General features: G+C 62.5%; 24 protein-coding genes. 20 read left to right on the forward strand and 4 right to left on the reverse strand.

Annotated features, from left to right (window positions below; translation table 11 throughout):
• The first annotated feature begins 395 nt into the window (after window positions 1–395).
• From urtA to VGP39_RS26480, 16 genes are all read left to right on the forward strand, one after another.
• Window positions 396–1718, forward strand: a complete 1323-nt coding sequence (urtA, locus tag VGP39_RS26405; protein ID WP_327571037.1) for an urea ABC transporter substrate-binding protein — start codon at window positions 396–398, stop codon at window positions 1716–1718.
• Between the two features lie 268 nt (window positions 1719–1986).
• Window positions 1987–3546 (forward strand): urea ABC transporter permease subunit UrtB, encoded by a 1560-nt coding sequence (urtB, locus tag VGP39_RS26410; RefSeq protein WP_414644817.1) that lies wholly within the window; start codon window positions 1987–1989, stop codon window positions 3544–3546.
• A gap of 205 nt (window positions 3547–3751) precedes the next feature.
• Complete coding sequence (urtC, locus tag VGP39_RS26415; RefSeq protein ID WP_327571038.1) at window positions 3752–4921, forward strand: urea ABC transporter permease subunit UrtC; 1170 nt, start codon at window positions 3752–3754, stop codon at window positions 4919–4921.
• A gap of 4 nt (window positions 4922–4925) precedes the next feature.
• Window positions 4926–5687, forward strand: coding sequence for an urea ABC transporter ATP-binding protein UrtD (urtD, locus tag VGP39_RS26420; protein ID WP_327571039.1), 762 nt, complete (start codon window positions 4926–4928; stop codon window positions 5685–5687).
• Window positions 5688–5854: 167 nt separating this feature from the next.
• The gene (urtE, locus tag VGP39_RS26425) at window positions 5855–6550 is read left to right on the forward strand and encodes an urea ABC transporter ATP-binding subunit UrtE (protein WP_327571040.1); all 696 of its coding nucleotides are present in this window, start codon (window positions 5855–5857) and stop codon (window positions 6548–6550) included.
• Between the two features lie 60 nt (window positions 6551–6610).
• Entirely contained in the window at window positions 6611–7447 is an 837-nt protein-coding gene (locus VGP39_RS26430; RefSeq protein ID WP_327571041.1) for an urease accessory protein UreD, read from the forward strand.
• Between the two features lie 27 nt (window positions 7448–7474).
• Complete coding sequence (locus VGP39_RS26435) at window positions 7475–7777, forward strand: urease subunit gamma (RefSeq protein ID WP_327571042.1); 303 nt, start codon at window positions 7475–7477, stop codon at window positions 7775–7777.
• 136 nt (window positions 7778–7913) lie between these two features.
• A complete protein-coding gene (locus VGP39_RS26440) occupies window positions 7914–8219 on the forward strand; it encodes an urease subunit beta (protein WP_327571043.1) in 306 nt (101 codons plus the stop codon).
• Window positions 8219–9931, forward strand: coding sequence for an urease subunit alpha (gene ureC, locus VGP39_RS26445; protein WP_327571044.1), 1713 nt, complete (start codon window positions 8219–8221; stop codon window positions 9929–9931). Before VGP39_RS26440 ends, ureC begins: the two co-directional genes overlap by 1 nt.
• A 148-nt stretch (window positions 9932–10079) precedes the next feature.
• Window positions 10080–10379 carry a putative quinol monooxygenase gene (locus VGP39_RS26450; RefSeq protein WP_327571045.1) on the forward strand — a complete coding sequence of 100 codons (300 nt, stop codon included), beginning with the start codon at window positions 10080–10082 and terminating at the stop codon, window positions 10377–10379.
• 26 nt (window positions 10380–10405) lie between these two features.
• On the forward strand, window positions 10406–10705 hold the full coding sequence (locus tag VGP39_RS26455; protein WP_327571046.1) for a putative quinol monooxygenase: 300 nt from the start codon (window positions 10406–10408) through the stop codon (window positions 10703–10705).
• 10 nt (window positions 10706–10715) lie between these two features.
• Window positions 10716–11261: an urease accessory protein UreE gene (locus VGP39_RS26460; protein WP_327571047.1), complete on the forward strand. Its 546-nt coding sequence runs from the start codon at window positions 10716–10718 to the stop codon at window positions 11259–11261.
• The gene (locus VGP39_RS26465; protein WP_327571060.1) at window positions 11242–11991 is read left to right on the forward strand and encodes an urease accessory protein UreF; all 750 of its coding nucleotides are present in this window, start codon (window positions 11242–11244) and stop codon (window positions 11989–11991) included. Before VGP39_RS26460 ends, VGP39_RS26465 begins: the two co-directional genes overlap by 20 nt.
• Window positions 11988–12425: a DUF3995 domain-containing protein gene (locus VGP39_RS26470; RefSeq protein WP_327571048.1), complete on the forward strand. Its 438-nt coding sequence runs from the start codon at window positions 11988–11990 to the stop codon at window positions 12423–12425. The genes VGP39_RS26465 and VGP39_RS26470 overlap by 4 nt, the downstream gene beginning before the upstream one ends.
• A gap of 1 nt (window position 12426) precedes the next feature.
• Window positions 12427–13080, forward strand: coding sequence for an urease accessory protein UreG (gene ureG / locus VGP39_RS26475; RefSeq protein ID WP_327571049.1), 654 nt, complete (start codon window positions 12427–12429; stop codon window positions 13078–13080).
• A 233-nt stretch (window positions 13081–13313) separates the two neighbouring features.
• Window positions 13314–14972 carry a CHASE domain-containing protein gene (locus VGP39_RS26480; RefSeq protein WP_327571050.1) on the forward strand — a complete coding sequence of 553 codons (1659 nt, stop codon included), beginning with the start codon at window positions 13314–13316 and terminating at the stop codon, window positions 14970–14972.
• A gap of 120 nt (window positions 14973–15092) precedes the next feature.
• Here VGP39_RS26480 and VGP39_RS26485 read toward each other — a convergent pair whose 3' ends face one another.
• Both VGP39_RS26485 and VGP39_RS26490 read right to left on the reverse strand, forming a co-directional pair.
• Window positions 15093–15638 (reverse strand): sigma-70 family RNA polymerase sigma factor, encoded by a 546-nt coding sequence (locus VGP39_RS26485; protein WP_327571051.1) that lies wholly within the window; start codon window positions 15636–15638, stop codon window positions 15093–15095.
• Entirely contained in the window at window positions 15638–15862 is a 225-nt protein-coding gene (locus VGP39_RS26490; protein ID WP_327571052.1) for a NepR family anti-sigma factor, read from the reverse strand. Before VGP39_RS26490 ends, VGP39_RS26485 begins: the two co-directional genes overlap by 1 nt.
• A gap of 222 nt (window positions 15863–16084) precedes the next feature.
• Here VGP39_RS26490 and VGP39_RS26495 point away from each other — a divergent pair, with 222 nt between their 5' ends.
• The gene (locus tag VGP39_RS26495) at window positions 16085–16891 is read left to right on the forward strand and encodes a response regulator (RefSeq protein ID WP_327571053.1); all 807 of its coding nucleotides are present in this window, start codon (window positions 16085–16087) and stop codon (window positions 16889–16891) included.
• A 277-nt stretch (window positions 16892–17168) separates the two neighbouring features.
• Window positions 17169–17606: a hypothetical protein gene (locus tag VGP39_RS26500; RefSeq protein ID WP_327571054.1), complete on the forward strand. Its 438-nt coding sequence runs from the start codon at window positions 17169–17171 to the stop codon at window positions 17604–17606.
• An 86-nt stretch (window positions 17607–17692) separates the two neighbouring features.
• Here VGP39_RS26500 and VGP39_RS26505 read toward each other — a convergent pair whose 3' ends face one another.
• Together VGP39_RS26505 and VGP39_RS26510 are read right to left on the reverse strand one after the other, a co-directional pair.
• Window positions 17693–18793, reverse strand: coding sequence for an AI-2E family transporter (locus VGP39_RS26505; RefSeq protein ID WP_327571055.1), 1101 nt, complete (start codon window positions 18791–18793; stop codon window positions 17693–17695).
• 44 nt (window positions 18794–18837) lie between these two features.
• Entirely contained in the window at window positions 18838–18996 is a 159-nt protein-coding gene (locus tag VGP39_RS26510) for a DUF3309 family protein (protein ID WP_327571056.1), read from the reverse strand.
• Window positions 18997–19197: 201 nt separating this feature from the next.
• Between VGP39_RS26510 and VGP39_RS26515 the strand changes: the two genes are divergently transcribed.
• Both VGP39_RS26515 and VGP39_RS26520 read left to right on the forward strand, forming a co-directional pair.
• Window positions 19198–19974, forward strand: coding sequence for a L,D-transpeptidase (locus VGP39_RS26515; protein ID WP_327571057.1), 777 nt, complete (start codon window positions 19198–19200; stop codon window positions 19972–19974).
• A gap of 31 nt (window positions 19975–20005) precedes the next feature.
• Window positions 20006–20677: a DUF2865 domain-containing protein gene (locus tag VGP39_RS26520; RefSeq protein ID WP_327571058.1), complete on the forward strand. Its 672-nt coding sequence runs from the start codon at window positions 20006–20008 to the stop codon at window positions 20675–20677.
• The last annotated feature ends 59 nt before the right edge of the window (window positions 20678–20736 follow it).

A 20736-nucleotide genomic window follows, 5' to 3' on the forward strand; every position in this document is an offset into this window, starting at 1 on the left:
ATGACCTGATGATTCTCAAGGATATGATTCTCAAGGTCTTGGCGCTCATATGGAACACGAACGCGGCGCTTTCAAGATGAATCTCAAAAGTCGCGTCCGCTCCGTAATGAAAGCGGCCAATCCGTTTTTCGGAATCAACCCCAGCTGCCGGAAATTTAGACAATCCATCTCATTTGCCTAATAAATAAACACAGTGCCGACTAAGTACACATTTTTGTGGTCTAAATTTTAGGCAACAAAACCACAAAACACGCTTCTGAATTCAGATTCTCAAGCGAACCCATGAGGTTACGCCATGTGTGCACCGTGGCATGCTTCTTGCGATTCGGTTAACGCAGGCGGCCGTGGGGCCGTTTCGCAGCGTCTTTACGTCTGCGTCAGGGAGATGACAGCACATGATCAACGATTTGACTTATGCCATCGCGAAACCGGTGACCCGGCGCCGTTGGCTGGCGGCAAGTGCCGGCCTGGTTTTGGGCCTGGCCACATTTACACCCGCGAAAGCGGCGGATGACACCATCAAGGTCGGCGTCCTTCACTCGCTTTCGGGCACCATGGCCATCAGCGAAACCACGCTGAAGGACACGGTCCTGTTCCTGATCGACGAGCAGAACAAGAAGGGCGGCGTTCTCGGCAAGAAGCTGGAGGCCGTGGTGGTCGACCCGGCGTCGAACTGGCCGCTGTTCGCGGAAAAGGCCCGCGAGCTGATCACCAAGGACAAGGTTTCCGTGGTGTTCGGCTGCTGGACCTCGGTGTCGCGCAAGTCGGTGCTGCCGGTGTTCAAGGAACTGAACTCGATCCTGTTCTACCCGGTGCAGTATGAAGGCGAGGAGAGCGAGCGCAACGTGTTCTACACCGGTGCTGCGCCGAACCAGCAGGCGATCCCCGCGGTCGACTATCTTGCCAAGGACGAAAAGGTGAAGCGCTGGGTGCTGGCCGGCACCGACTACGTCTATCCGCGCACCACCAACAAGATCCTCGAGGCGTACCTGAAGTCGAAGGGCGTCGCACAGGAAGACATCATGATCAACTACACGCCGTTCGGTCATTCGGACTGGCAGACCATCGTTGCCGACATCAAGAAGTTCGGCTCGGCCGGCAAGAAGACCGCGGTGGTCTCGACCATCAACGGCGACGCCAACGTTCCGTTCTACAAGGAACTCGGCAATCAGGGCGTCAAGGCAACCGACATTCCGGTGGTGGCGTTCTCGGTGGGTGAAGAAGAACTCGCCGGCATCGACACCAAGCCGCTGCTCGGCCATCTCGCCGCCTGGAACTACTTCCAGTCGATCAAGGACCCGGAGAACGAGAAGTTCATCAAGGCCTGGCAGGCCTATACCAAGAACGCCAAGCGCGTGACCAACGATCCGATGGAGGCTCACGTCATCGGCTTCGACATGTGGGTCAAGGCGGTCGAGCAGGCGAAGTCGGTCGACGCCGACAAGGTGATCGACGCGTTGCCCGGCATCAAGGCGAAGAATCTCACCGGTGGCACCTCGGAGATGCTTCCGAACCACCACATCACCAAGCCGGTGTTCATTGGCGAAATCAAAGCCAACGGCCAGTTCGACGTGGTGTGGAAGACCCCGGGCCTGGTTGCCGGCGATGCATGGTCGAAGGAGCTCGACGGCTCCAAGGACCTGATCGGCGACTGGGTCGGCAAGAAGTGCGGCAACTACAACACCAAGACCAACAAGTGCGGCGGTCAGGGCTCCTGATCTGACGCGTCATTGCGAGCCAACGGGTCGGCGCAGAGCGCCGTCCCGTTGTGCGAAGCAATCCAGAAGCTCCCCTCCCTTCCCTCCCCGCTTGCGGGGGAGGGTTAGGAGGGGGAGATTGCTTCGTCGCAAGTGCTCCTCGCAATGACGGTCTACAATATCTAAAGGCGGCGATGTCCGCCGCCTTCTCGCTACCTCTGCCGGGGTCGCATCAGTGCTCACCAAGATCTGTGAAGGCTTTCGCGCGTTTTCATTCGTACTCCTGCTGATCGCCGCCTCCGCCTTCCCGGCGGTTGCGGGTTCGTTCGAAGATGCGGTCGCGCAATTCGCCAACGATTCGTATTCCGATACCGAAGAAGCCGTGGGCGCGGTGGCGACGTCAGGCAATCCGCTGGCCTATCCCATCATCAGCGCGCTGCAGGACGGCCGCTTGATGGCCGATCCGGATACCAAGAAAGTTTACATCACCCAGCCGGACGGCAAGAGTGTCGACGCCGCGACCGGCACCGCCGTTGCCAGCGTGCCGAACAGCGTCAGCGCCGTGCGTCTCAACAACAAGCTGCGCCGCGTCGTCGCGGCCGCGCTCGGCGGATTGACGCTGCTGTCGCCGGACCCGGCCAAACGGGTCCAGGCCGCGCAGTCGGTGTTCAAGACCCATGACGAGTCCATGCTGCCGGTGGTCGACGGCGCGTTGGCGAAGGAAACCAACAAGGCCGCGAAGCTGGCATTTACCGAGGCGCGCGCGGCGATCCTGCTGTTCAAGCCCGACGCCACCGAGGTCGAGAAGCTGGAGGCCATCGCCACCATCAAGGCGCGCGGCGATCAGGAGGCGCTGGCGCTGCTGACCGGGCTGTCGGGCGATCAGCCGCTCGCGGTTGCGCGCGCCGCCGCCAACGCCACGTCGGCGATCCAGAGCAATCTGGCGCTGTGGTCCACCGTGCAGAACGCCTGGTACGGCGTTTCGCTCGGCTCGGTTCTGCTGCTGGCGGCGATCGGTCTTGCCATCACCTTCGGCGTCATGGGTGTCATCAACATGGCGCATGGCGAGATGGTGATGATCGGGGCCTATGTCACCTTCGTGGTCCAGGAAACCATCCGCACCCACTATCCCGGCCTGTTCGATGTTTCACTGCTGATCGCGGTGCCGCTCGCCTTCATCGTGGCTGGCTCCATCGGCATCCTGATCGAACGCAGCATCATTCGTTTCCTCTACGGGCGGCCGCTGGAGACCCTGCTGGCGACCTGGGGGCTGTCGCTGGTTCTCCAGCAGGCCGTCCGGACCATGTTCGGGCCGACCAACCGCGAGGTCGGCAATCCCTCCTGGATGAGCGGCGCGTTCGAGATCGGCCAGATCACCATCACCTACAATCGCTTGTGGATTCTCTGCTTCACGCTGGCGGTGTTTGCGATCCTGCTGGCCATGCTGCGCTACACCAGCCTCGGGCTCGAGATGCGGGCGGTGACGCAAAATCGCCGCATGGCGGCGTCGATGGGGATCGCGACCTCACGCGTCGACGCGCTGACCTTCGGCCTCGGCTCCGGCATCGCAGGCATCGCCGGCGTGGCTTTGTCGCAGATCGACAATGTCAGCCCCAATCTCGGCCAGAGCTACATCATCGATTCCTTCATGGTGGTGGTGTTCGGCGGCGTCGGAAATCTGTGGGGCACGCTGGTCGGCGCGTTCACGCTCGGCATCGCCAACAAATTCCTTGAGCCGGTGGCGGGCGCCGTGCTCGGCAAGATCGCCATTCTCGTCCTCATCATCCTGTTCATCCAGAAACGCCCGCGCGGCCTGTTCGCGCTGAAGGGGCGGGCGGTGGAGGCATGATGACGATTACCAACGACGCCTTTGGCTTCCGATGGTCCTCTCCACGAGTCGTCCCCGCGAAGGCGGGGACCCATATGCCGTGTCGTCTCGTTTCGGCAGTGTGGCAGAGGCCTTCTGAACCAACTAACGCCAGGGGTTATGGGTCCCCGCCTTCGCGGGGACGACGTGTTGAGATGGTGCCGCGAGTAGTAGGCGGAGCCATCCCATGACCTCGCACATCCTGACGCGTTCGCTGGATCGCAGCGCGACGGTGTTTCTGGTCATCGTCGCTACGGTCGGCGTGCTGCTGCCGCTGTCGAACCTGCTGTTGCCGGCAGGCTCGATGTTTCATGTGCCGACCTATCTGGTGGCGCTGTTTGGCAAATATGTCTGCTACGCCATCCTCGCGCTCTCGATCGACCTGATCTGGGGCTATTGCGGCATTCTATCGCTCGGCCATGGCGCGTTCTTTGCGCTCGGCGGCTATGCGATGGGCATGTATCTGATGCGCCAGATCGGAAGCCGCGGCGTGTATGGCAATCCGCTGCTGCCGGACTTCATGGTGTTCCTGAACTATCCGAAACTGCCGTGGTACTGGCACGGCTTTGATATGTTCTGGTTCGCGGCCTTGATGGTCATTCTGGTGCCGGGCCTGCTCGCCTTCGTATTCGGCTGGTTCGCGTTCCGCTCCCGTGTCACCGGCGTGTATCTTTCGATCATCACCCAGGCGATGACCTATGCCTTGTTGCTGGGATTCTTCCGCAACGATTTCGGTTTCGGCGGCAATAACGGCCTCACCGACTTCAAGGACATCCTCGGCTTCAACGTGCAGGCCGACGGCACCCGCGCCGCCCTGTTCGCGCTGAGTTGCCTTGCGCTGATCATCGGATTCTTGATCTGCCGCGCGGTGGTGACGTCAAAACTCGGCAAGGTGCTGATCGCGGTGCGCGACGCCGAATCGCGCACCCGGTTTCTCGGCTACCGCGTCGAATCCTACAAGCTGTTCGTGTTCACGCTGTCGGCCTGCATGGCCGGCGTCGCCGGCGCGCTGTATGTGCCGCAGGTCGGCATCATCAATCCCGGCGAATTCGCGCCGGGCAATTCCATCGAGGCGGTGATCTGGGTCGCGGTCGGCGGTCGCGGCACACTGACCGGCGCAGCGCTGGGCGCCATCGTGGTCAATTACGCCAAGACGGTGTTCACCTCCGGTCCGCTGGCGCCGTACTGGCTGTTCATGCTGGGGGCGCTGTTCATCCTGGTCACGCTGCTCTTGCCCAAGGGCATCATCGGCACCTTCAACGCCTGGTGGGAACCGTACAAGGCGCAGCGCATGTCGGCCGCCGCCGAGAGCGCCGCGCTCGAGGACGGCGTCAGCGAACCGAATCCGGCGGAGTGAGCGCATGAACGTCATGGACACCCGGGCCACTTCCGCGATGCTGTATCTCGACGGCGTGCACGTCTCGTTCGACGGTTTTCACGCCATCAACAACCTGTCGCTGACGCTCGAGCCCGGCGAAATGCGCGCCATCATCGGCCCCAACGGCGCCGGCAAGACCACCATGATGGACATCATCACCGGCAAGACAAAACCCGACGAAGGCGACGTGCTGTTCGACGGCACCACCGACCTGACGCGGCTTGACGAGACGCGGATCGCCGAACTCGGGATCGGGCGCAAATTCCAGAAGCCGACGGTGTTCGAAAGCCAGACCATCCACGACAACTTGCTGCTGGCGCTCAATGTCGACCACAGCGTTCGGGGCACGCTGTTCTGGCGGGAAACAAAAGACGAATCCGAGCGGATCGAGCGCGTGCTCGAAACCATCCGCCTGACCGACGCGCGCAACCGGCTGGCCGGAAGCCTGTCGCATGGCCAGAAACAGTGGCTCGAGATCGGCATGCTGCTGGCGCAGGATCCGAAACTGCTGCTGGTCGACGAACCCGTCGCCGGCATGACCGACGTCGAGACCCATCAGACCGCGGAGCTGCTGAAGGAAATCAACAAGGACAAGACCGTGATGGTGGTCGAGCACGACATGACGTTTGTCCGCGAACTCGGCGTGAAAGTCACGTGTCTGCATGAAGGCTCGGTGCTGGCTGAAGGCACCATCGACCAGGTGTCGTCGAACGAGCGGGTGATCGAAGTGTATCTGGGAAGGTAAGCGTCCTCATCCGTCCTTCGAGACGGTCCTTCGGACCTCCTCAGGATGAGGCAGCAGTTCGCGCCAGGATGAGGCAATAATTCGCCTCAGGTGAGGCAGCAGTTCACCTCATCCTGAGGAGGTCCGAAGGACCGTCTCGAAGGACGAGGTGAACGGGAGATGGTGCAATGCTGAACGTCAACAACATCAGCCTCTATTACGGCGCGGCGCAGGCGCTGCGCGGCGTCTCGATCGCCGCCGAGCCGGGCAAGGTGACCTGCGTCCTCGGCCGCAACGGCGTCGGCAAGACCAGCCTGCTCCGCGCCATGGTCGGGCAGTATCCGATCGCCTCGGGCTCGATCACCTTTGATGGCGCCGATATTACGGGCTTAAGGCCCTATGAACGGGCGCGGCGCGGCATCGGCTTCGTGCCGCAGGGCCGCGAAATCTTTCCGCTGCTGACGGTGGAGGAAAATCTCAAGACCGGCTTCGGGCCGCTGAAGCGAAACGACCGCCATATTCCCGACGACGTGTTCTCGCTGTTTCCGGTGCTGAATTCCATGCTGGGCCGGCGCGGCGGCGATCTTTCCGGCGGCCAGCAGCAGCAGCTTGCGATCGGCCGTGCGCTGGTGATGCGGCCAAAACTGTTGCTGCTCGACGAACCGACCGAAGGCATCCAGCCGTCGATCATCAAGGACATCGGCCGGGCGATCTCCTATCTCCGCAGCCTCGGCAACATCGCCATCGTGCTGGTCGAGCAATATCTCGATTTCGCCTGCGAACTCGGCGACCAGTTCGCAGTGATGGATCGCGGCGCGGTCAAGTATAGCTGCGACCGCAGCAATCTCGATCCCGCCGAGATCAGCCGGGCCATGGCGTTGTAGAATTGGCGCTGTAAGATGGGTTTGTCACGCGATCGGTCCCGGTCGCGGCCGGGGGGGGGGATGCAGACCGAACTCACAAATGTGGCGTCGGAGCTTTTCGCGGCCAATCGCGCGGTTGGCGCTGTGGCGTTCGATGTGGCGTTGGTCGACGGTGTTACGCGGCGGAGGCAGCTGCACGAATCCGGCTCGCTGCGCGTTCGGTTTCCGTCGCCGGAAGCCCAGGGCCTCTCGGCGGTGTTCGTCAACACCGCGGGCGGCATCGCCGGCGGCGACCGTTTTGACATCGACATCGCGGCCGGGGAGGGCGCGCGGCTTACGGTGACGACGGCCGCCGCCGAAAAAATCTATCGCGCGCACGGACCGGCGGCGCAGCTCAACATCGCCCTGAAGGCCGCGGCGGGCTCGCATCTTGCCTGGCTGCCGCAGGAAACCATCCTGTTCGACCGGGCGCGGGTGAACCGGCGCATCGACATCGATCTCGCTGAAAGCGCCTCGCTGCTGCTGTGCGAAATCGTGGTGTTCGGCCGCGCCGCGATGGGCGAGAAAATGCTGACCGGGAGTTTTGTCGACCGCTGGCGGCTGCGCCGTGGCGGCAGGATGGTATTCGCCGAAACCGTGCGGCTCGAGGGTGACGTCGGCGAAAAACTCGCGCGCCCCGCGGTGGCGAGGGGCGGCGTCGCCATCGGCACCGCGCTGATCGTGCCGGGCGACGAGGCGCTGGTGACGCGGATTCGCGAGGCCTCGGACTCGCTCAGCGGCGAGGTCGGCATCTCCTGCTGGAACGGCTTTGCAATGGCGCGCTTCTGTGCACAAGATGCGGCAAAACTCCGCGCCGACATGATCGCGGTGCTCGGCAGCATCGGCGGCCCGGCGCTGCCGCGGCTGTGGCTCAACTAGATTTTAGAAACGCGACAGAGTGCCGGCATGAATCTCTCCCCCCGCGAAAAGGACAAGCTGCTGATCTCGATGGCGGCGTTAGTGGCGCGCCGCCGGTTGGAGCGCGGCGTCAAGCTCAACCATCCCGAAGCCATCGCCATCATCTCCGATTTCATCGTCGAAGGCGCGCGCGACGGCCGCACCGTCGCCGAACTGATGAAAGCCGGCGCCGAAGTCATCACCCGCGCGCAGTGCATGGACGGGATCGCCGAGATGATCCACGACATCCAGGTGGAAGCCACGTTTCCCGACGGCACCAAGCTGGTCACGGTGCACGAGCCGATCCGATGAGAGTGGCGCGGCCTTCAAGTTCGTCATGCCCGGCCTTGTGCCGGGCATCCACGTCTTTCTTTTTGAGACGGAGCAAGACGTGGATAGCCGGGACAAGCCCCGCCATGACGCTGCAAAAATTTGCGAGGTATTCTGAATGATCCCCGGCGAATTGTTCATCAAGGACGGCGAGATCGAACTCAATGCCGGCCGCAAGACGGTGACGCTGACCGTCGCCAACACCGGCGACCGGCCGATCCAGGTCGGCTCACATTATCATTTCTTCGAAACCAACCCGGCCCTGAAATTCGAGCGGAAAAAAGCGCGCGGCATGCGGCTCGATATCGCCGCCGGCACCGCGGTGCGCTTCGAGCCGGGCCAGACCCGCGATGTGCAACTGGTGGCGCTGGCCGGCAAGCGCGTCGTCTACGGCTTTCGCGGCGACGTGATGGGGAAGCTTTGATGTCCATCAAGATTAAACGTTCCGTCTATGCCGACATGTTCGGTCCGACCACCGGCGACCGGGTGCGGCTGGCGGATACCGATCTCATCATCGAGGTCGAAAAGGATTTCACCACCTATGGTGAGGAGGTGAAATTCGGCGGCGGCAAGGTGATCCGCGACGGCATGGGGCAGTCGCAAGTGACCAACAGGCAGGGCGCGGCCGACACCGTCATCACCAATGCGCTGATCGTCGATCACTGGGGCATCGTGAAAGCCGACGTCGCCATCAAGGAAGGCTACATCTCCACGATCGGCAAGGCCGGCAATCCCGACATCCAGCCCGGCGTCACCATCGTCATCGGCCCCGGCACCGACGTGATCGCGGGCGAGGGCAAAATCCTCACCGCGGGCGGGTTCGACAGCCACATCCATTTCATCTGCCCGCAGCAGATCGAGCACGCGCTGATGAGCGGCGTCACCTCGATGCTCGGCGGCGGCACCGGGCCGTCGCACGGCACCTTTGCGACCACCTGCACGCCCGGCCCCTGGCACATGGGGCGGATGATTCAGTCGTTCGACGCCTTCCCGGTCAATCTCGGCATTTCCGGCAAGGGCAACGCGTCGCGGCCCGCCGCGCTGGTGGAGATGATCAAGGCCGGCGCCTGCGCGCTGAAACTGCACGAGGACTGGGGCACCACGCCGGCTGCGATCGACAATTGCCTGTCAGTCGCCGACGATTACGATGTGCAGGTCATGATTCATTCCGACACGCTGAACGAATCCGGTTTTGTCGAGGACACCGTGAAAGCGTTTGAAGGCCGCACCATTCACGCCTTCCACACCGAGGGCGCCGGCGGCGGCCACGCGCCTGACATTATCAAGATCGCGGGGCTGAAAAACGTGCTGCCGTCGTCGACCAATCCGACCCGGCCGTTCACGCGCAACACCATCGACGAGCATCTCGACATGCTGATGGTGTGCCACCATCTCGATCCGTCGATCGCCGAGGATCTCGCTTTTGCGGAAAGCCGCATCCGCAAGGAGACCATCGCGGCGGAAGATATCCTGCACGACCTCGGCGCGCTGTCGATGATGTCGTCGGACAGCCAGGCCATGGGCCGGCTCGGCGAGGTCATCATCCGCACCTGGCAGACCGCCGACAAGATGAAGAAGCAGCGCGGGCAGCTCGCCCAGGACAAGGGCAACAACGACAACTTTCGCGTCAAACGCTACATCGCCAAATACACGATCAACCCGGCGATCGCCCATGGCGTGTCAAAACTGATCGGATCGGTGGAGAAGGGAAAACTCGCTGACCTCGTGCTGTGGCCGCCGGCATTCTTTGGCGTCAAGCCGGACTGCATCATCAAGGGCGGCTCGATCGTCGCCGCCCCGATGGGCGATCCCAACGCCTCGATCCCGACGCCGCAGCCGGTGCATTATCAGCCGATGTTCGCGGCCTACGGCAAGTCGCTCACCGCCTCATCCGTGGTGTTTACGTCGAAAGCGGCGGTTGCCTCGGGGTTGGCGAAGAAACTCGGCATTCAAAAAACGCTGTATCCGGTGCAAAACACCCGCGGAAAGATCTCCAAGAAGAGCATGATCCACAACGACGCCACGCCCAATATCGAGGTCGATCCCGAGACCTACGAGGTCCGCGCCGACGGCGAGCTTCTGACCTGCGCGCCGGCGGAAGTGCTGCCGATGGCGCAGCGGTATTTTATGTTTTGAACCCTAGGTCCGCCGTCATGGCCGGGCTTGTCCCGGCCATCCACGTCTTCTACGCTGCGCCGCGCAAAGACGTGGATGGCCGGGACAAGCCCGGGCATGACGGCTTGGGTTGTCGTAACAAGCACAACAAAAACACCGGGAGGATTTCGTGATCTACGTCGTCGCTACACTGACCATCAGGCCGGGCACAGCGGCCGAATTCATTGCCGGCGCCAAGGCCTGCATCGCCGAAACCGTCAAGGAGTCGGGCTGCATTTCCTACGACCTGACCGAGAGCGTCACCGATCCTGCGAAATTCGTGTTCGTCGAGCAGTGGGAGAACGCCGAAGCGCTAGGCCCGCACGGCGCGAGCGATCACATGAGGGCCTGGCGCAGAATCGTCAAGGAGTGCATCAGCGCGCCGCCCAGGATCGAGATCATCACGCCCGAAAAAGTCGACGTCCGCTAATCAAGAATTATCCGGGAGACCATGCCATGATCTACGTCGTTGCCACCACGCAAGTGAAGCCGGAATCGCGGGACGCCTTCATCAAGGGCGCCAAGGAGTGCATCGCCATGACCCGCAAGGAAAACGGCTGCATCGCCTATGAGAGCCACGCCAGCATCAATGATCCCAATTTGTTCGTGGTGGTCGAGCGCTGGGAAAGCCGCGAGGACCTCAATGCCCATGGCCGCGCGCCGCATATGAAAACCTGGCGCGAATACTCCGCGCCGCTGAAGGCGTCGCCGACCGTGATCGAGATCATCAGCGACGGCAAGGTGGAGAAGCTGTGAGAGTGTTCACATGATCCGCGCCACGCGGGTTGAGGGCCAGCATCACTGGAAGGCGGCCGGGGCCGACACCGTCGTGCTCGGCTTCGACGACCGCCATCGCCGGCGGATGGCGATGACCGGCACGCGCGGCTTAAAATTCCTGCTTGATCTGGAAAACGCGATCGCGCTGCGCGGCGGCGACGCGCTGGTGCTGGAAGACGGCCGCCTGATCGAAGTGGTGGCCGCGGCGGAGCCGCTGGCGGAGATTCGCGTCACCGACCCGCAGCATCTGGTTCGCGTCGCCTGGCATCTCGGCAACCGCCATCTGCCGACACAGATCATGGCAAAGGGCCTGCGCATCCGCCGCGATCATGTGATCGAGGCCATGGTGAAGGGGCTCGGCGCGCGCGTGATCGAGATCGAGGCGCCATTCGATCCGGAAGGCGGTGCCTATGCCGGCGGCGGCCATGCGGCGCATGATCCTTCGGCCCATGATCATCACGACCATCATCACCACGATGAACATTGCGATCACGGGGACCATCAGGGCTATTCCCATGCTCATGACCACGAGTAAGCCGGCGGATCGTGGCCCGCTGGCCCGACCGGGCGCCACGCTATCCGCCGATGAAGCCGCGGCGCTGTACCGGCTGATGACCTGGCTGTCGCCGGCGTTTCCGGTCGGCGCATTTTCCTACTCCAGCGGCATCGAGTGGGCGGTGGAAGCCGGCGATATCGGCGACGCGGCGACGCTACGGGATTGGCTTTCGTCGATGCTCGAGGATGGCCCCGGATTTTGCGACGGGGTGTTCTTGGCGTATACCCACCGCGCGGCAACATCCTCCGACGATGCAATGCTGCGCGAGGTGGCCGAGCTTGCCGCCGCCTTCGCGCCCTCGCGCGAGCGCCACCTGGAAACGGCGTCGCAAGGCCGCGCCTTTATCGACATCGCGCGCGCGGCTTGGAATTGCGATGGCCTCGATCGGCTGGTCGCAGCTTGCAATGGCGCGATCGTTTATCCCGTCGCAGCCGGTATCGTCAGCGCGGCGCATGCGATCCCTCTCGCGCCGACCATGCATGCGTTTCTGCACGCGCTGACGTCGAACTGGATTTCCGCCGGCGCGCGGTTGATCCCTTTGGGACAGACCGACAGCCAGCGCGCGCTGGCGGCGCTGGAGCCGATCGTGGCCGCCACGGCAAAACGCACGATCGGCGCGGCGCTGGACGACCTCGGCAGCGCGACGTTTCGCGCCGATCTCTCAAGCATGCGTCACGAGACCCAGTACACAAGGCTGTTTCGATCATGAGCTTCATCGCGCTGGTAATCTTCGTCCTCCTCACCGCCATCGCGGGGATCCATGTGGCGTGGGGAACGGGAGTTCGCTGGCCGCGCAAGACCGAGGCCGACCTGGTAGCGACGGTGATCGGACATCGAAGCGACAAGATGCCGTCTCCCAATCAATGTTATCTCGCGGCGCTTGCGATCTATATTTCTGGTGTAATCGCGCTGATGTTGGACGGTCTGATCGATGCATCGGTATTGGCGCTCACAATTCCGCTGGCGGGCGCCGCCACCGCTTTGGTTTTTGCCGGACGCGGCATCGCGGGCTATGTACCGGCCTGGCGTGCGCGTCATCCGCGCGAGCCTTTCGCCTCGCTCGACCGGCATTATTATTCGCCGCTATGTCTGCTGCTTGCGGCGGGATTTTTGGTTCTGCTCCTCAACGGACCGGGAAACTGACATGCTCCATTCTCACGGCCCGCTTCGCGTCGGCATCGGTGGTCCGGTCGGATCGGGAAAAACCGCGCTGATGGACCTGCTTTGCAAGTCCATGCGCGAACGTTACGACATCGCGGCGATCACCAACGACATCTATACCAAATGGGACGCCGAATTTCTGGTGCGCTCGGGATCGCTGACGCCGGACCGCATCGCCGGCGTCGAGACCGGCGGTTGCCCGCATACCGCAATCCGCGAGGACGCCTCGATGAACCTCGCCGCGGTGGCCGACATGCGCGCGAAATTTCCCGATCTCGACATGGTGCTGATCGAATCAGGCGGCGACAATCTCGCCGCCACGTTTTCGCCCGAACTTGCGGACCTCACCATCTATGTTATCGACGTCGCCGCCGGCGACAAGATCCCTTCGAAAGGCGGCCCCGGAATCACACGGTCGGATCTTCTGGTCATCAACAAGATCGATCTCGCGCCGCATGTCGGCGCTTCCCTGGAAAAAATGGATGTCGATGCCAAACGCATGCGCGGCGAGCGGCCCTTTGTCATGACCAACCTGAAGAAGAGCGAGGGGCTGGACCGCATCATCCAGTTCATCGAGGCCAAGGGCGGGCTCGACCGGCCGGCGGGCGTGAAGGCAATCCGAAAGCCGTCTAAATGACGTTAACGATTGTGGCGTCGAAAATATTCGAACCGTTGCCGGAACCAAATTGAAGCGCTGCGATTAGCATCCTCCAGCTCTGCCGGCCGACGTGCGCGGCAATCGCTTGTCCCCGAACCGCAGTTGCGTAACGATGATCGCTTCTTCATTATCCCGCTCGACTCCGCGTAGTAAGCATTTCAATCCAAAGGTCATGCCGCGAACGGCAGGTATTCTCATTTCCGAGTAGGCGCGTGGTTCGTCTGGGTTTCATTATCGGTCTGGCGGCGCTTGTCGGGGTTTTGCTCTCCGGCGTCGCGGCCTATCGCGTCTACGATCAGGAATTGACCATCAACGGTGTTGCGCTGGCGCGCGCGATCGATCTTCATGCAAGCCTGGTTCAGGACCGGCTGACCGAGCGCGAATTGCTGGCGCGGGTCGCCTCGGGCCTGTTTCGCACGCCTTCGGTCATGAAGGCGAACATGCTGCAGCCATTGCGGTCCTCGATCTACGCGTTCAAGACCGATTTCGTGGTCGCCAGCTGGGTCGCGCGGTTGCAGCCGGACGAACTGGAGGCGGCGCGCGCCGAACTGGCGAGCGCCGGTTTCCCCAATCCCGCTATTCGCGACTTTGATGACAAGCCGCTGGATACGCGCGTCCTCGGCCAACCGATCGACGTTGTGATGGACGTCGAGCCGCGCAATGCGCAGATGATGGCCTCGGCGGGCCGCTCGCTTGACCGAAGTCTCTTGCTCGGACCGATGCTGATCGGCGCGATGGCCGAGGGCAGGCCGGTGGCGTCGGATCCCACTCCGCTGTTGCGTCCGGACGGTGTGATTGGGCTGGTTCTCGCCGCGCCGGTTCTACGGGATGGCGGCGATACGCCGGCCGGGTTCGTGACTTTTTCATACGAGCTGGCGTCGCTGATGCTGACCAACGACGATCTGTCGCTGTTCTCGGTGGTGCTGAAAGATCCGCGCAGCCCGGACCGCGAACTGATTGCCGACGACCGGGGGAATGTCACGTCGAGAGTCGCGAGCCAGAACGATCCGGTGCCGTCGATGGTGCGAACAGTGACTTTCGGTGGCCGCGACTGGTCGCTGGGCTATTACGCCAAGACCAGCGCGGTCAAGCGCGCGCAGCAAATGGCCGTGATCGTGGCTACGATCGGACTTGTGCTGACCAGCATCGTCTGCGGGCTTTTCGGATATGTCGCCTATAACAATCTGCGGCTCAGCCGCGAGATCCAGGTGCGGATCGGGTTCGAACGCCGCCTCACCGCGGTCATCGACGAACTCAATCACCGCGTGAAGAACATCCTGGCGGTGATTCAATCGATCGTGACGCGCACCTTGCGCCACGGTTCCGATATCGATGTCGCCCGTGAGCTGCTAATCGGACGCATCCACGCCATGTCGAACGTCGTCTCGCTCTTGAGCGAGAGCCAGTGGCAAGGTGTCAAGCTGAAAGGATTGTTCGAGGCGCGCGCGATTCCCCACGCCGATCGTATTGCGGTGACCGGTCCGGATATCGTGGTGAGCGCCCGCGCCGCGCAAAGCCTGTCGCTGCTGTTCTTCGAACTGGCATCGCATTCCGACGAAGGGCTTTCGCTGGTCGGCAAGCATCCGAACATCGTCGCCTCCTGGGAAGTGACGGGAGAAGGACCGGAGGCAATTTTTCATTTCCACTGGGAAGAATCCAACACGAGTGCGGCGACGCGCCGTGCCGACAGTGATTTCGGGATCATCCTGCTGGACCGCGTCGCGCCCGAAGCGCTCGGCGGCACGGCGAAGCGGTATTTTACCGAGGTCAGCTATGTGTACGAACTTACCGCGCCGATGGAAACCGTCATGGATACGTCCGAGAGGGACCGCACCGAAGCGTTGTCGGCGCCCGTGAACCGGCGGTCGTAGCCGATCGCGCCGTTTCCGCCCGTCACGAAATTCGCCTGGTTTATGGCGTCGGGACCGCAAGAAAAAAACGGCCACCGAAGCGGGCCGCTTTTTTCGGCTTCCTTAAGGTCGTTGAAGGCCTTAGCCGCTGCCGCCGATCACGGCACGAACGGTGTCATCGGGGCCGAAATCTTCCGCGCCATCGACATAAAGCAAGGCGCTGAGCTTGGAACGTGCGCGGTTGACGCGGCTCTTGATGGTTCCCACCGCGCACCCGCAGATCGCCGCGGCGTCTTCGTAGGAGAATCCGGAGGCACCCACGAGGATGAGCGCTTCGCGCTGGTCCTGAGGCAGCTTGTCCAGCGCCGCGCGGAACTCCTCGAACTCCAGATGCGCGTTTTGCGCCGGCTGTGTCTTCAGAGTTTTGGCGTAGCTGCCGTCGGCATCCTCCACCTCCCGCCGCCGCTTGCGGTAGTCGGAGCGGAACAGGTTGCGCAGGATCGTGAACAACCAGGCCGGCAGGTTGGAGCCGGGCTGAAACGAGTCGATGTTGGCCAGCGCGCGTAGCAGCGTTTCCTGGACCAGGTCGTCGGCTCGGTCGCCATTGCCGCTCAGCGAGATCGCAAACGCGCGCAGGCTGGGCACCGACGCTAGAATATCGTCGCGCAGTGAATCGGTGAGAGGCATCAGGTCCTCCCCTCGTTTTTAGCGGTTGGATCGCCCCCGCCGCCCTCGGGCGGCGTATCGAGCTTGCGGATCAGCTCCGCGAAGCGGTCCGGCACGCCCTGGCGCACGACATCGTCGTACATCGCGCGCAACTGGTGACCGATTCGGGATTGAATCTCAGCATTCAGGCCTCCCTGCTTACCGGGCCCGGCACTCTTGCTGGCTTGAGATTTTACATCTTTCATGAGCTGGATCCAGTTTTCCCCAAGCGTTAATTCCCTGTAACTCCAAGAATTTCATTGATTTTTGGAGTCTTGGCAGCATTTGTTGTATGGGTGCTAATTCCAAGTTGCCCCGAAAGTTCCGAATAAAGGGAACTTTTGTCTGGCTGGGGCGTAGGTAGGCACGTCGTGGGAACCGGGGCCACCCCGATCAGTTGCTTTGGCCCTAGACACAATGGAGTGGGGATGTCCCGATCACAGCTGGTTGCTGAACATTTACCGTTATTGCGGCGCTATGCCCGGGCTCTAACGGGAAATCAGGCGTCCGGCGATGCCTATGTTGGAGCCATGCTGGAGGCTCTGCTGCAGGACCAGTCCTTGCTCGACGAGCGGCACGGACCGCGCGCCGGGCTATTTCGGCTGTTCACACAGATCTGGAATTCGGTCTCGATCAACGAGGATGCCGACGTGATCCCGCTGTCGAGCCCGTCGGAGCGCCGGCTGTCGAACATTACCCCGCTGCCGCGTCAAGCGTTCCTTCTGCTGTCACTGGAAGGCTTTTCGGAGGAAGAGGTTGCCTTCATTCTGGACAGCGACGTTGCCGAAACCCGCAAGCTCGCGGATACCGCCGGCCGCGAAATGGCGGCGGAGATCGCCACCGACGTGCTGATCATCGAGGACGAGACCTTCATCGCGATGGACCTCGAGAGTCTGGTGAAGAATCTCGGTCACAACGTCATCGGCGTGGCGCGCACCCATTCCGATGCGGTGGCGCTGGCGAAAAACAGAAAGCCGGGACTGATTCTGGCAGATATCCAGCTTGCCGACGGAAGTTCCGGTCTCGATGCCGTCAACGAACTGCTGAAGGTTTTCGAGGTGCCGGTGGTGTTCATCACGGCCTACCCCGAACGGTTCCTCACCGGCGAGCGCCCCGAGCCGGCGTTCCTGATCTCAAAACCGTTCCAGCCCGCGATGGTATCCGCCGTCGCCAGCCAGGCGCTGTTCTTCCAGCGCAACTCGCGCAACCGGGCACAGAGGGCGGCGGCTTCCTAAAAATCCTGTTTCAGAAAAGCAGTTTCAGCGCCGCGACGATGCTCGTTGCGGCGTTCTTCTTTCGGCCGTGTATCGGAACAAAAAGCAGGGCGCAGCTGGCATCACCACAGCTGCGCCCTACGTCACCGGTTAATTGGGGCAGGGGGGATAACCGGCTGCCTTGACTACGCACGGCCCCAGAACTCGTTCCCGAGCTACGGAAATATTTTGTACACGGTTAAGTGATAGCCGCGTTCCGAACCCGACATAGCAGCCCGCGTTGTGAACCTGTTCGCGCTTGCAGCGACACAGCATTAAAGGCGGGCAGGCCATGGCAAAAATCTTTTCGGGAATTTTGGGCGCCGTCGCACTTTCATTGAGCCTCGGAGCGGCACAATATGCCTCCGGCAGCGACCTCGTCGGGTTGGCGCGGCAATCGACCGCTGTGGCCCCGGAACCGGCGCCTCAGGCCACCATCAATCGCGAAGCCAAGGCCGATCGCGCGGGCGCCCCGGCTAACGCGTTGCAAACCAAAACGATTTCCGTCTCGGTCGACGGGCTTTCCGACACCTCGATTCTGGTCCGGGTACCGGTAGCCCGGAAGGAAGCCCGTAACACGTCCCCCGCTCCGGTGCTGACCAAACAGCCGGTGGGCCGCACCGTTGCGTGCGAGCCCGTCGTCAGCGTCCTGACCGAAGTCGCCAAGCAGTTGCAGCCCGGCCGCTGCGTGACCTGAGCCGATAAAAAGCCAAAGATTGTTCGGCTGGCGTTGCTAGCAAGAAACGCTGGCGCCAGTTGGTCGACCCGCCGCGTCCCCGCGGATCAATCCGGCGGCAATTGCGGCGTATCGACCGGCATCAAATGCTCTTTGAGAATGAGGCCGACGATCAGTATCGGCGACGACAGGAAGCCGCCCATCGGTCCCCACAGCCAAGTCCAGAACGCCAGCGCGATCAGCACGGCAAGGGCGTTCAGCTCGAGCCGCCGGCCGACTATGGTCGGCGTGACAAAATGCCCCTCCAGAAATGTCAGGCCGACAAAGGCAAGTGGCGCCATCAGGCCGGCGCTGAGTGTCGAGAACGACATCACGCCGACCGCGCTAAGAACAGCAAAGGTGACCACCGGGCCAATGATTGGAAAGAAGTTCAAGGTTGCCGCAAGCGCCCCCAGACCGGCTGGATTCGGCATTCCGGTAGCCGCGCAAATGATCCCGGTCGCAGCCCCGACGCCGAGATTGATCATGGTCACCATCAGCAGGTAGCCGCCGAGGCTGCCTTCGATCTCATTGAGGATGCGCAAGGTGCGCAGCCTTGTATCGCGGTCGGCAAACGTCATGACCAGCGCCCGGCGCAGATCCCGCCAGCTTGCGATAAACAGGATCAGCGTGGCGGCGAACAACAGGAATTCCGTAAAAGTCGGCGACAGGAATTCGAAGGTCGGCTGCACCCATTCGAATTTCGGCATCTGGAACGGCGAGCCCGGGAGCGTTTCGGAGCCGCCCAGCATGCCCTGCAGCTGCTGCCAAAGCGCCAGCGGCCGGTCGAACATGTGCATCTTTTCTTTCAGCAATTCTCCAAGCTCCGGCAGCCGCGTGCTCCACTCCATCAAGGGCGAGGCAATCAACCCGACGATGAAGGCGACACCGGTGCAGGCCGCGATCACGATCAACACCGCCGATACCGATCGCGGAATGTGACGCCGCTCCAGATATCCGGCCGCCGGTGACAGCATGGTGCCGACGACGAACGCGGTCGCGACGGGAAGGAAAAAGGCCTTGGCGAAATACAGCACCGTGACGATGGCTATCACCAGCAATGCCACCAGCGCGAAGGCAACGACCTCGGCGCGGCGGATGATCGGCGGCTGCTCGGTCCTGCTGTCAGGCACCGGCGTGCCTGAATACTCTGCAGGAAGCGCGCGCAACGGACTTGCCCCGGAGTTACGCCGCTCTTTCGGGAAGTCGTTGCTCAAATCCGTCCCAGCAACAGCAGGATGACCACAATGACCAGGATCGTGCCGACGATGCCTGATGGGCCGTAGCCCCAGGAACTGCTGTAACCCCAGCTCGGGATCACGCCGAGCAGGACAAGGATCAGGAGGATTATGAGAATGGTGCCGAGCGACATGAGCGTAACCCCAGTGCCGGGATCGCTGTGAACCGGGCTTCCGCCGCCTTAACGAGACCGCCCTCGAAAAGTTCCATCGCGCGAACGTGAAACGACGCGGGGGTTGACAGGCTGATTGACGCACGCGCGTCGCCGGAACCGCGAAGCTTCTTTCGAGTTGGTTGTGCAGTCGCATCACTGATGCATCGAACGGGGCAGGTCATGGCACAATTTTCCGAAAATCGCAGACAGGTATCGTGTGCAACCCGTGCGCTGATTTTCACTGCGGCGTTACTGGCGCCAGCATTGATCGCAACTCAGGCCTCGGCGCAGGTCCTAGGTTATGCAGCGGCGCCATCGAGCGCATTCCCTTCGGAGGACGCGGCACTCGCTTTGCCACAGGATGAGCCGGGCGCAACGCCGGAGCGGCTGCGCCGCGCCATCGTTGCCTACGACACCCGCGAAGCGCCCGGCACCGTCATCATCGATACCGGTCATACGACGCTGTATTACGTGCTCGGCCAGAACCGCGCCATTCGCTACGGCGTCGGCGTCGGCCGCGAGGGCTTTACCTGGTCCGGCGTGCAGACCATCAGCCGCAAGGCGGAGTGGCCGGATTGGCACCCGCCGACGGAGATGATCGCCCGCCAGCCCTATCTGCCGCGCTTCATGGCGGGCGGACCCGGCAATCCGCTGGGTGCGCGCGCCATGTATCTCGGCACCAGCCAATACCGCATCCACGGCACCAACGATCCCTCGACCATCGGCAAGTTCGTGTCCTCGGGCTGCATCCGCCTCACCAATGCAGACGTGGCCGATCTGTTCAGCCGCGTCGATGTCGGCACCAAGGTCGTGGTGCTGCCGAAGACCGGCGCGCCACACTTCGAGGCAGCGAAAGGCACGATCACCGTTCGCCCTGCCGCGGCTATTGCGCCGCGTCCCGCAGCGGCGCGTCCGGATCGTCAGGCCATGAACCTTTCGACTTCTTCGCTGTACTAAGCCCAAGGGAGTCCCGGTCGGGAAGCGCGGTATGACGAGTACATCAGGGACCCGGTGGGGCGGCGCGATCGCGGCAATATGCGTCTTGAGCGCTGCGCCGACGGCGCAGGCCCGCGACTTCTTCACGTCGCTTTTCACCTCGTTTTCCGACAATCCGTCGCTTGCACCATCGCGGGCTGAGCCTTCGAGGGCGATGCCGTTCGCCAGCGAAGGCGATTTCTTGGGCCGTCCGGTCGAGCAGCCGCGTCCCCGCGTGTCGTATGGCGGGGGCGGCGGTCAGGCCTATTGCGTTCGCACCTGTGACGGGCGCTATTTCCCGATCAGTGCGAGCGATAGCCAGAGCCGCGCCGCATCCTGCAACAGCTTCTGCCCCGCCAGCGAAATCAAAATCGTTTATGGCAGCAGCATTGATCACGCCACCACCGAGAACGGAAAAGCCTATTCCGAACTACCGAACGCGTTCCGCTTTCGCAGTGAACTGGTGGCGGGCTGTACGTGCAATGGCAAGGATCAGCTTGGCCTCGCGTCGGTCAAGATCGAGGACGATCCGACGCTGCGCAAGGGCGACATCGTCGCGGGTGCCGGCGGCTTGGTGGTCGCTGCCCGCGCCTCCGATCGACGCGGTGCGTCGTTGAACTTCTCGCCAGCTTCCGCGTCCGTTCGTGCGAAGTATGCGCGCGTGCCGGTCGTGGCGGCGGAATAGCGTCTGTTCCCCGGGTGGAACTCTCGGGTTCCCGCGGCGTTGAGGTGACGTCGCGCGCG

The sequence above is a fragment of the Bradyrhizobium sp. genome (assembly GCF_036009065.1).
GTDB lineage: Bacteria > Pseudomonadota > Alphaproteobacteria > Rhizobiales > Xanthobacteraceae > Bradyrhizobium.

Excerpts from the sequence above, each read along its gene's own strand:
- VGP39_RS26455 (WP_327571046.1), top strand. The coding sequence starts at position 10,406 with ATGATCTACGTCGTTGCCACCACGCAAGTGAAGCCGGAATCGCGGGAC.
- VGP39_RS26435 (WP_327571042.1), top strand. The coding sequence starts at position 7,475 with ATGAATCTCTCCCCCCGCGAAAAGGACAAGCTGCTGATCTCGATGGCG.
- VGP39_RS26510 (WP_327571056.1), bottom strand. The coding sequence starts at position 18,996 with ATGTCGCTCGGCACCATTCTCATAATCCTCCTGATCCTTGTCCTGCTC.
- VGP39_RS26430 (WP_327571041.1), top strand. The coding sequence starts at position 6,611 with ATGCAGACCGAACTCACAAATGTGGCGTCGGAGCTTTTCGCGGCCAAT.
- VGP39_RS26470 (WP_327571048.1), top strand. The coding sequence starts at position 11,988 with ATGAGCTTCATCGCGCTGGTAATCTTCGTCCTCCTCACCGCCATCGCG.
- VGP39_RS26520 (WP_327571058.1), top strand. The coding sequence starts at position 20,006 with ATGACGAGTACATCAGGGACCCGGTGGGGCGGCGCGATCGCGGCAATA.
- VGP39_RS26485 (WP_327571051.1), bottom strand. The coding sequence starts at position 15,638 with ATGCCTCTCACCGATTCACTGCGCGACGATATTCTAGCGTCGGTGCCC.
- VGP39_RS26460 (WP_327571047.1), top strand. The coding sequence starts at position 10,716 with ATGATCCGCGCCACGCGGGTTGAGGGCCAGCATCACTGGAAGGCGGCC.
- ureG (WP_327571049.1), top strand. The coding sequence starts at position 12,427 with ATGCTCCATTCTCACGGCCCGCTTCGCGTCGGCATCGGTGGTCCGGTC.
- VGP39_RS26465 (WP_327571060.1), top strand. The coding sequence starts at position 11,242 with ATGCTCATGACCACGAGTAAGCCGGCGGATCGTGGCCCGCTGGCCCGA.
- urtD (WP_327571039.1), top strand. The coding sequence starts at position 4,926 with ATGAACGTCATGGACACCCGGGCCACTTCCGCGATGCTGTATCTCGAC.
- urtE (WP_327571040.1), top strand. The coding sequence starts at position 5,855 with ATGCTGAACGTCAACAACATCAGCCTCTATTACGGCGCGGCGCAGGCG.
- urtA (WP_327571037.1), top strand. The coding sequence starts at position 396 with ATGATCAACGATTTGACTTATGCCATCGCGAAACCGGTGACCCGGCGC.
- VGP39_RS26515 (WP_327571057.1), top strand. The coding sequence starts at position 19,198 with ATGGCACAATTTTCCGAAAATCGCAGACAGGTATCGTGTGCAACCCGT.
- VGP39_RS26490 (WP_327571052.1), bottom strand. The coding sequence starts at position 15,862 with ATGAAAGATGTAAAATCTCAAGCCAGCAAGAGTGCCGGGCCCGGTAAG.
- VGP39_RS26495 (WP_327571053.1), top strand. The coding sequence starts at position 16,085 with ATGTCCCGATCACAGCTGGTTGCTGAACATTTACCGTTATTGCGGCGC.
- ureC (WP_327571044.1), top strand. The coding sequence starts at position 8,219 with ATGTCCATCAAGATTAAACGTTCCGTCTATGCCGACATGTTCGGTCCG.
- VGP39_RS26440 (WP_327571043.1), top strand. The coding sequence starts at position 7,914 with ATGATCCCCGGCGAATTGTTCATCAAGGACGGCGAGATCGAACTCAAT.
- urtC (WP_327571038.1), top strand. The coding sequence starts at position 3,752 with ATGACCTCGCACATCCTGACGCGTTCGCTGGATCGCAGCGCGACGGTG.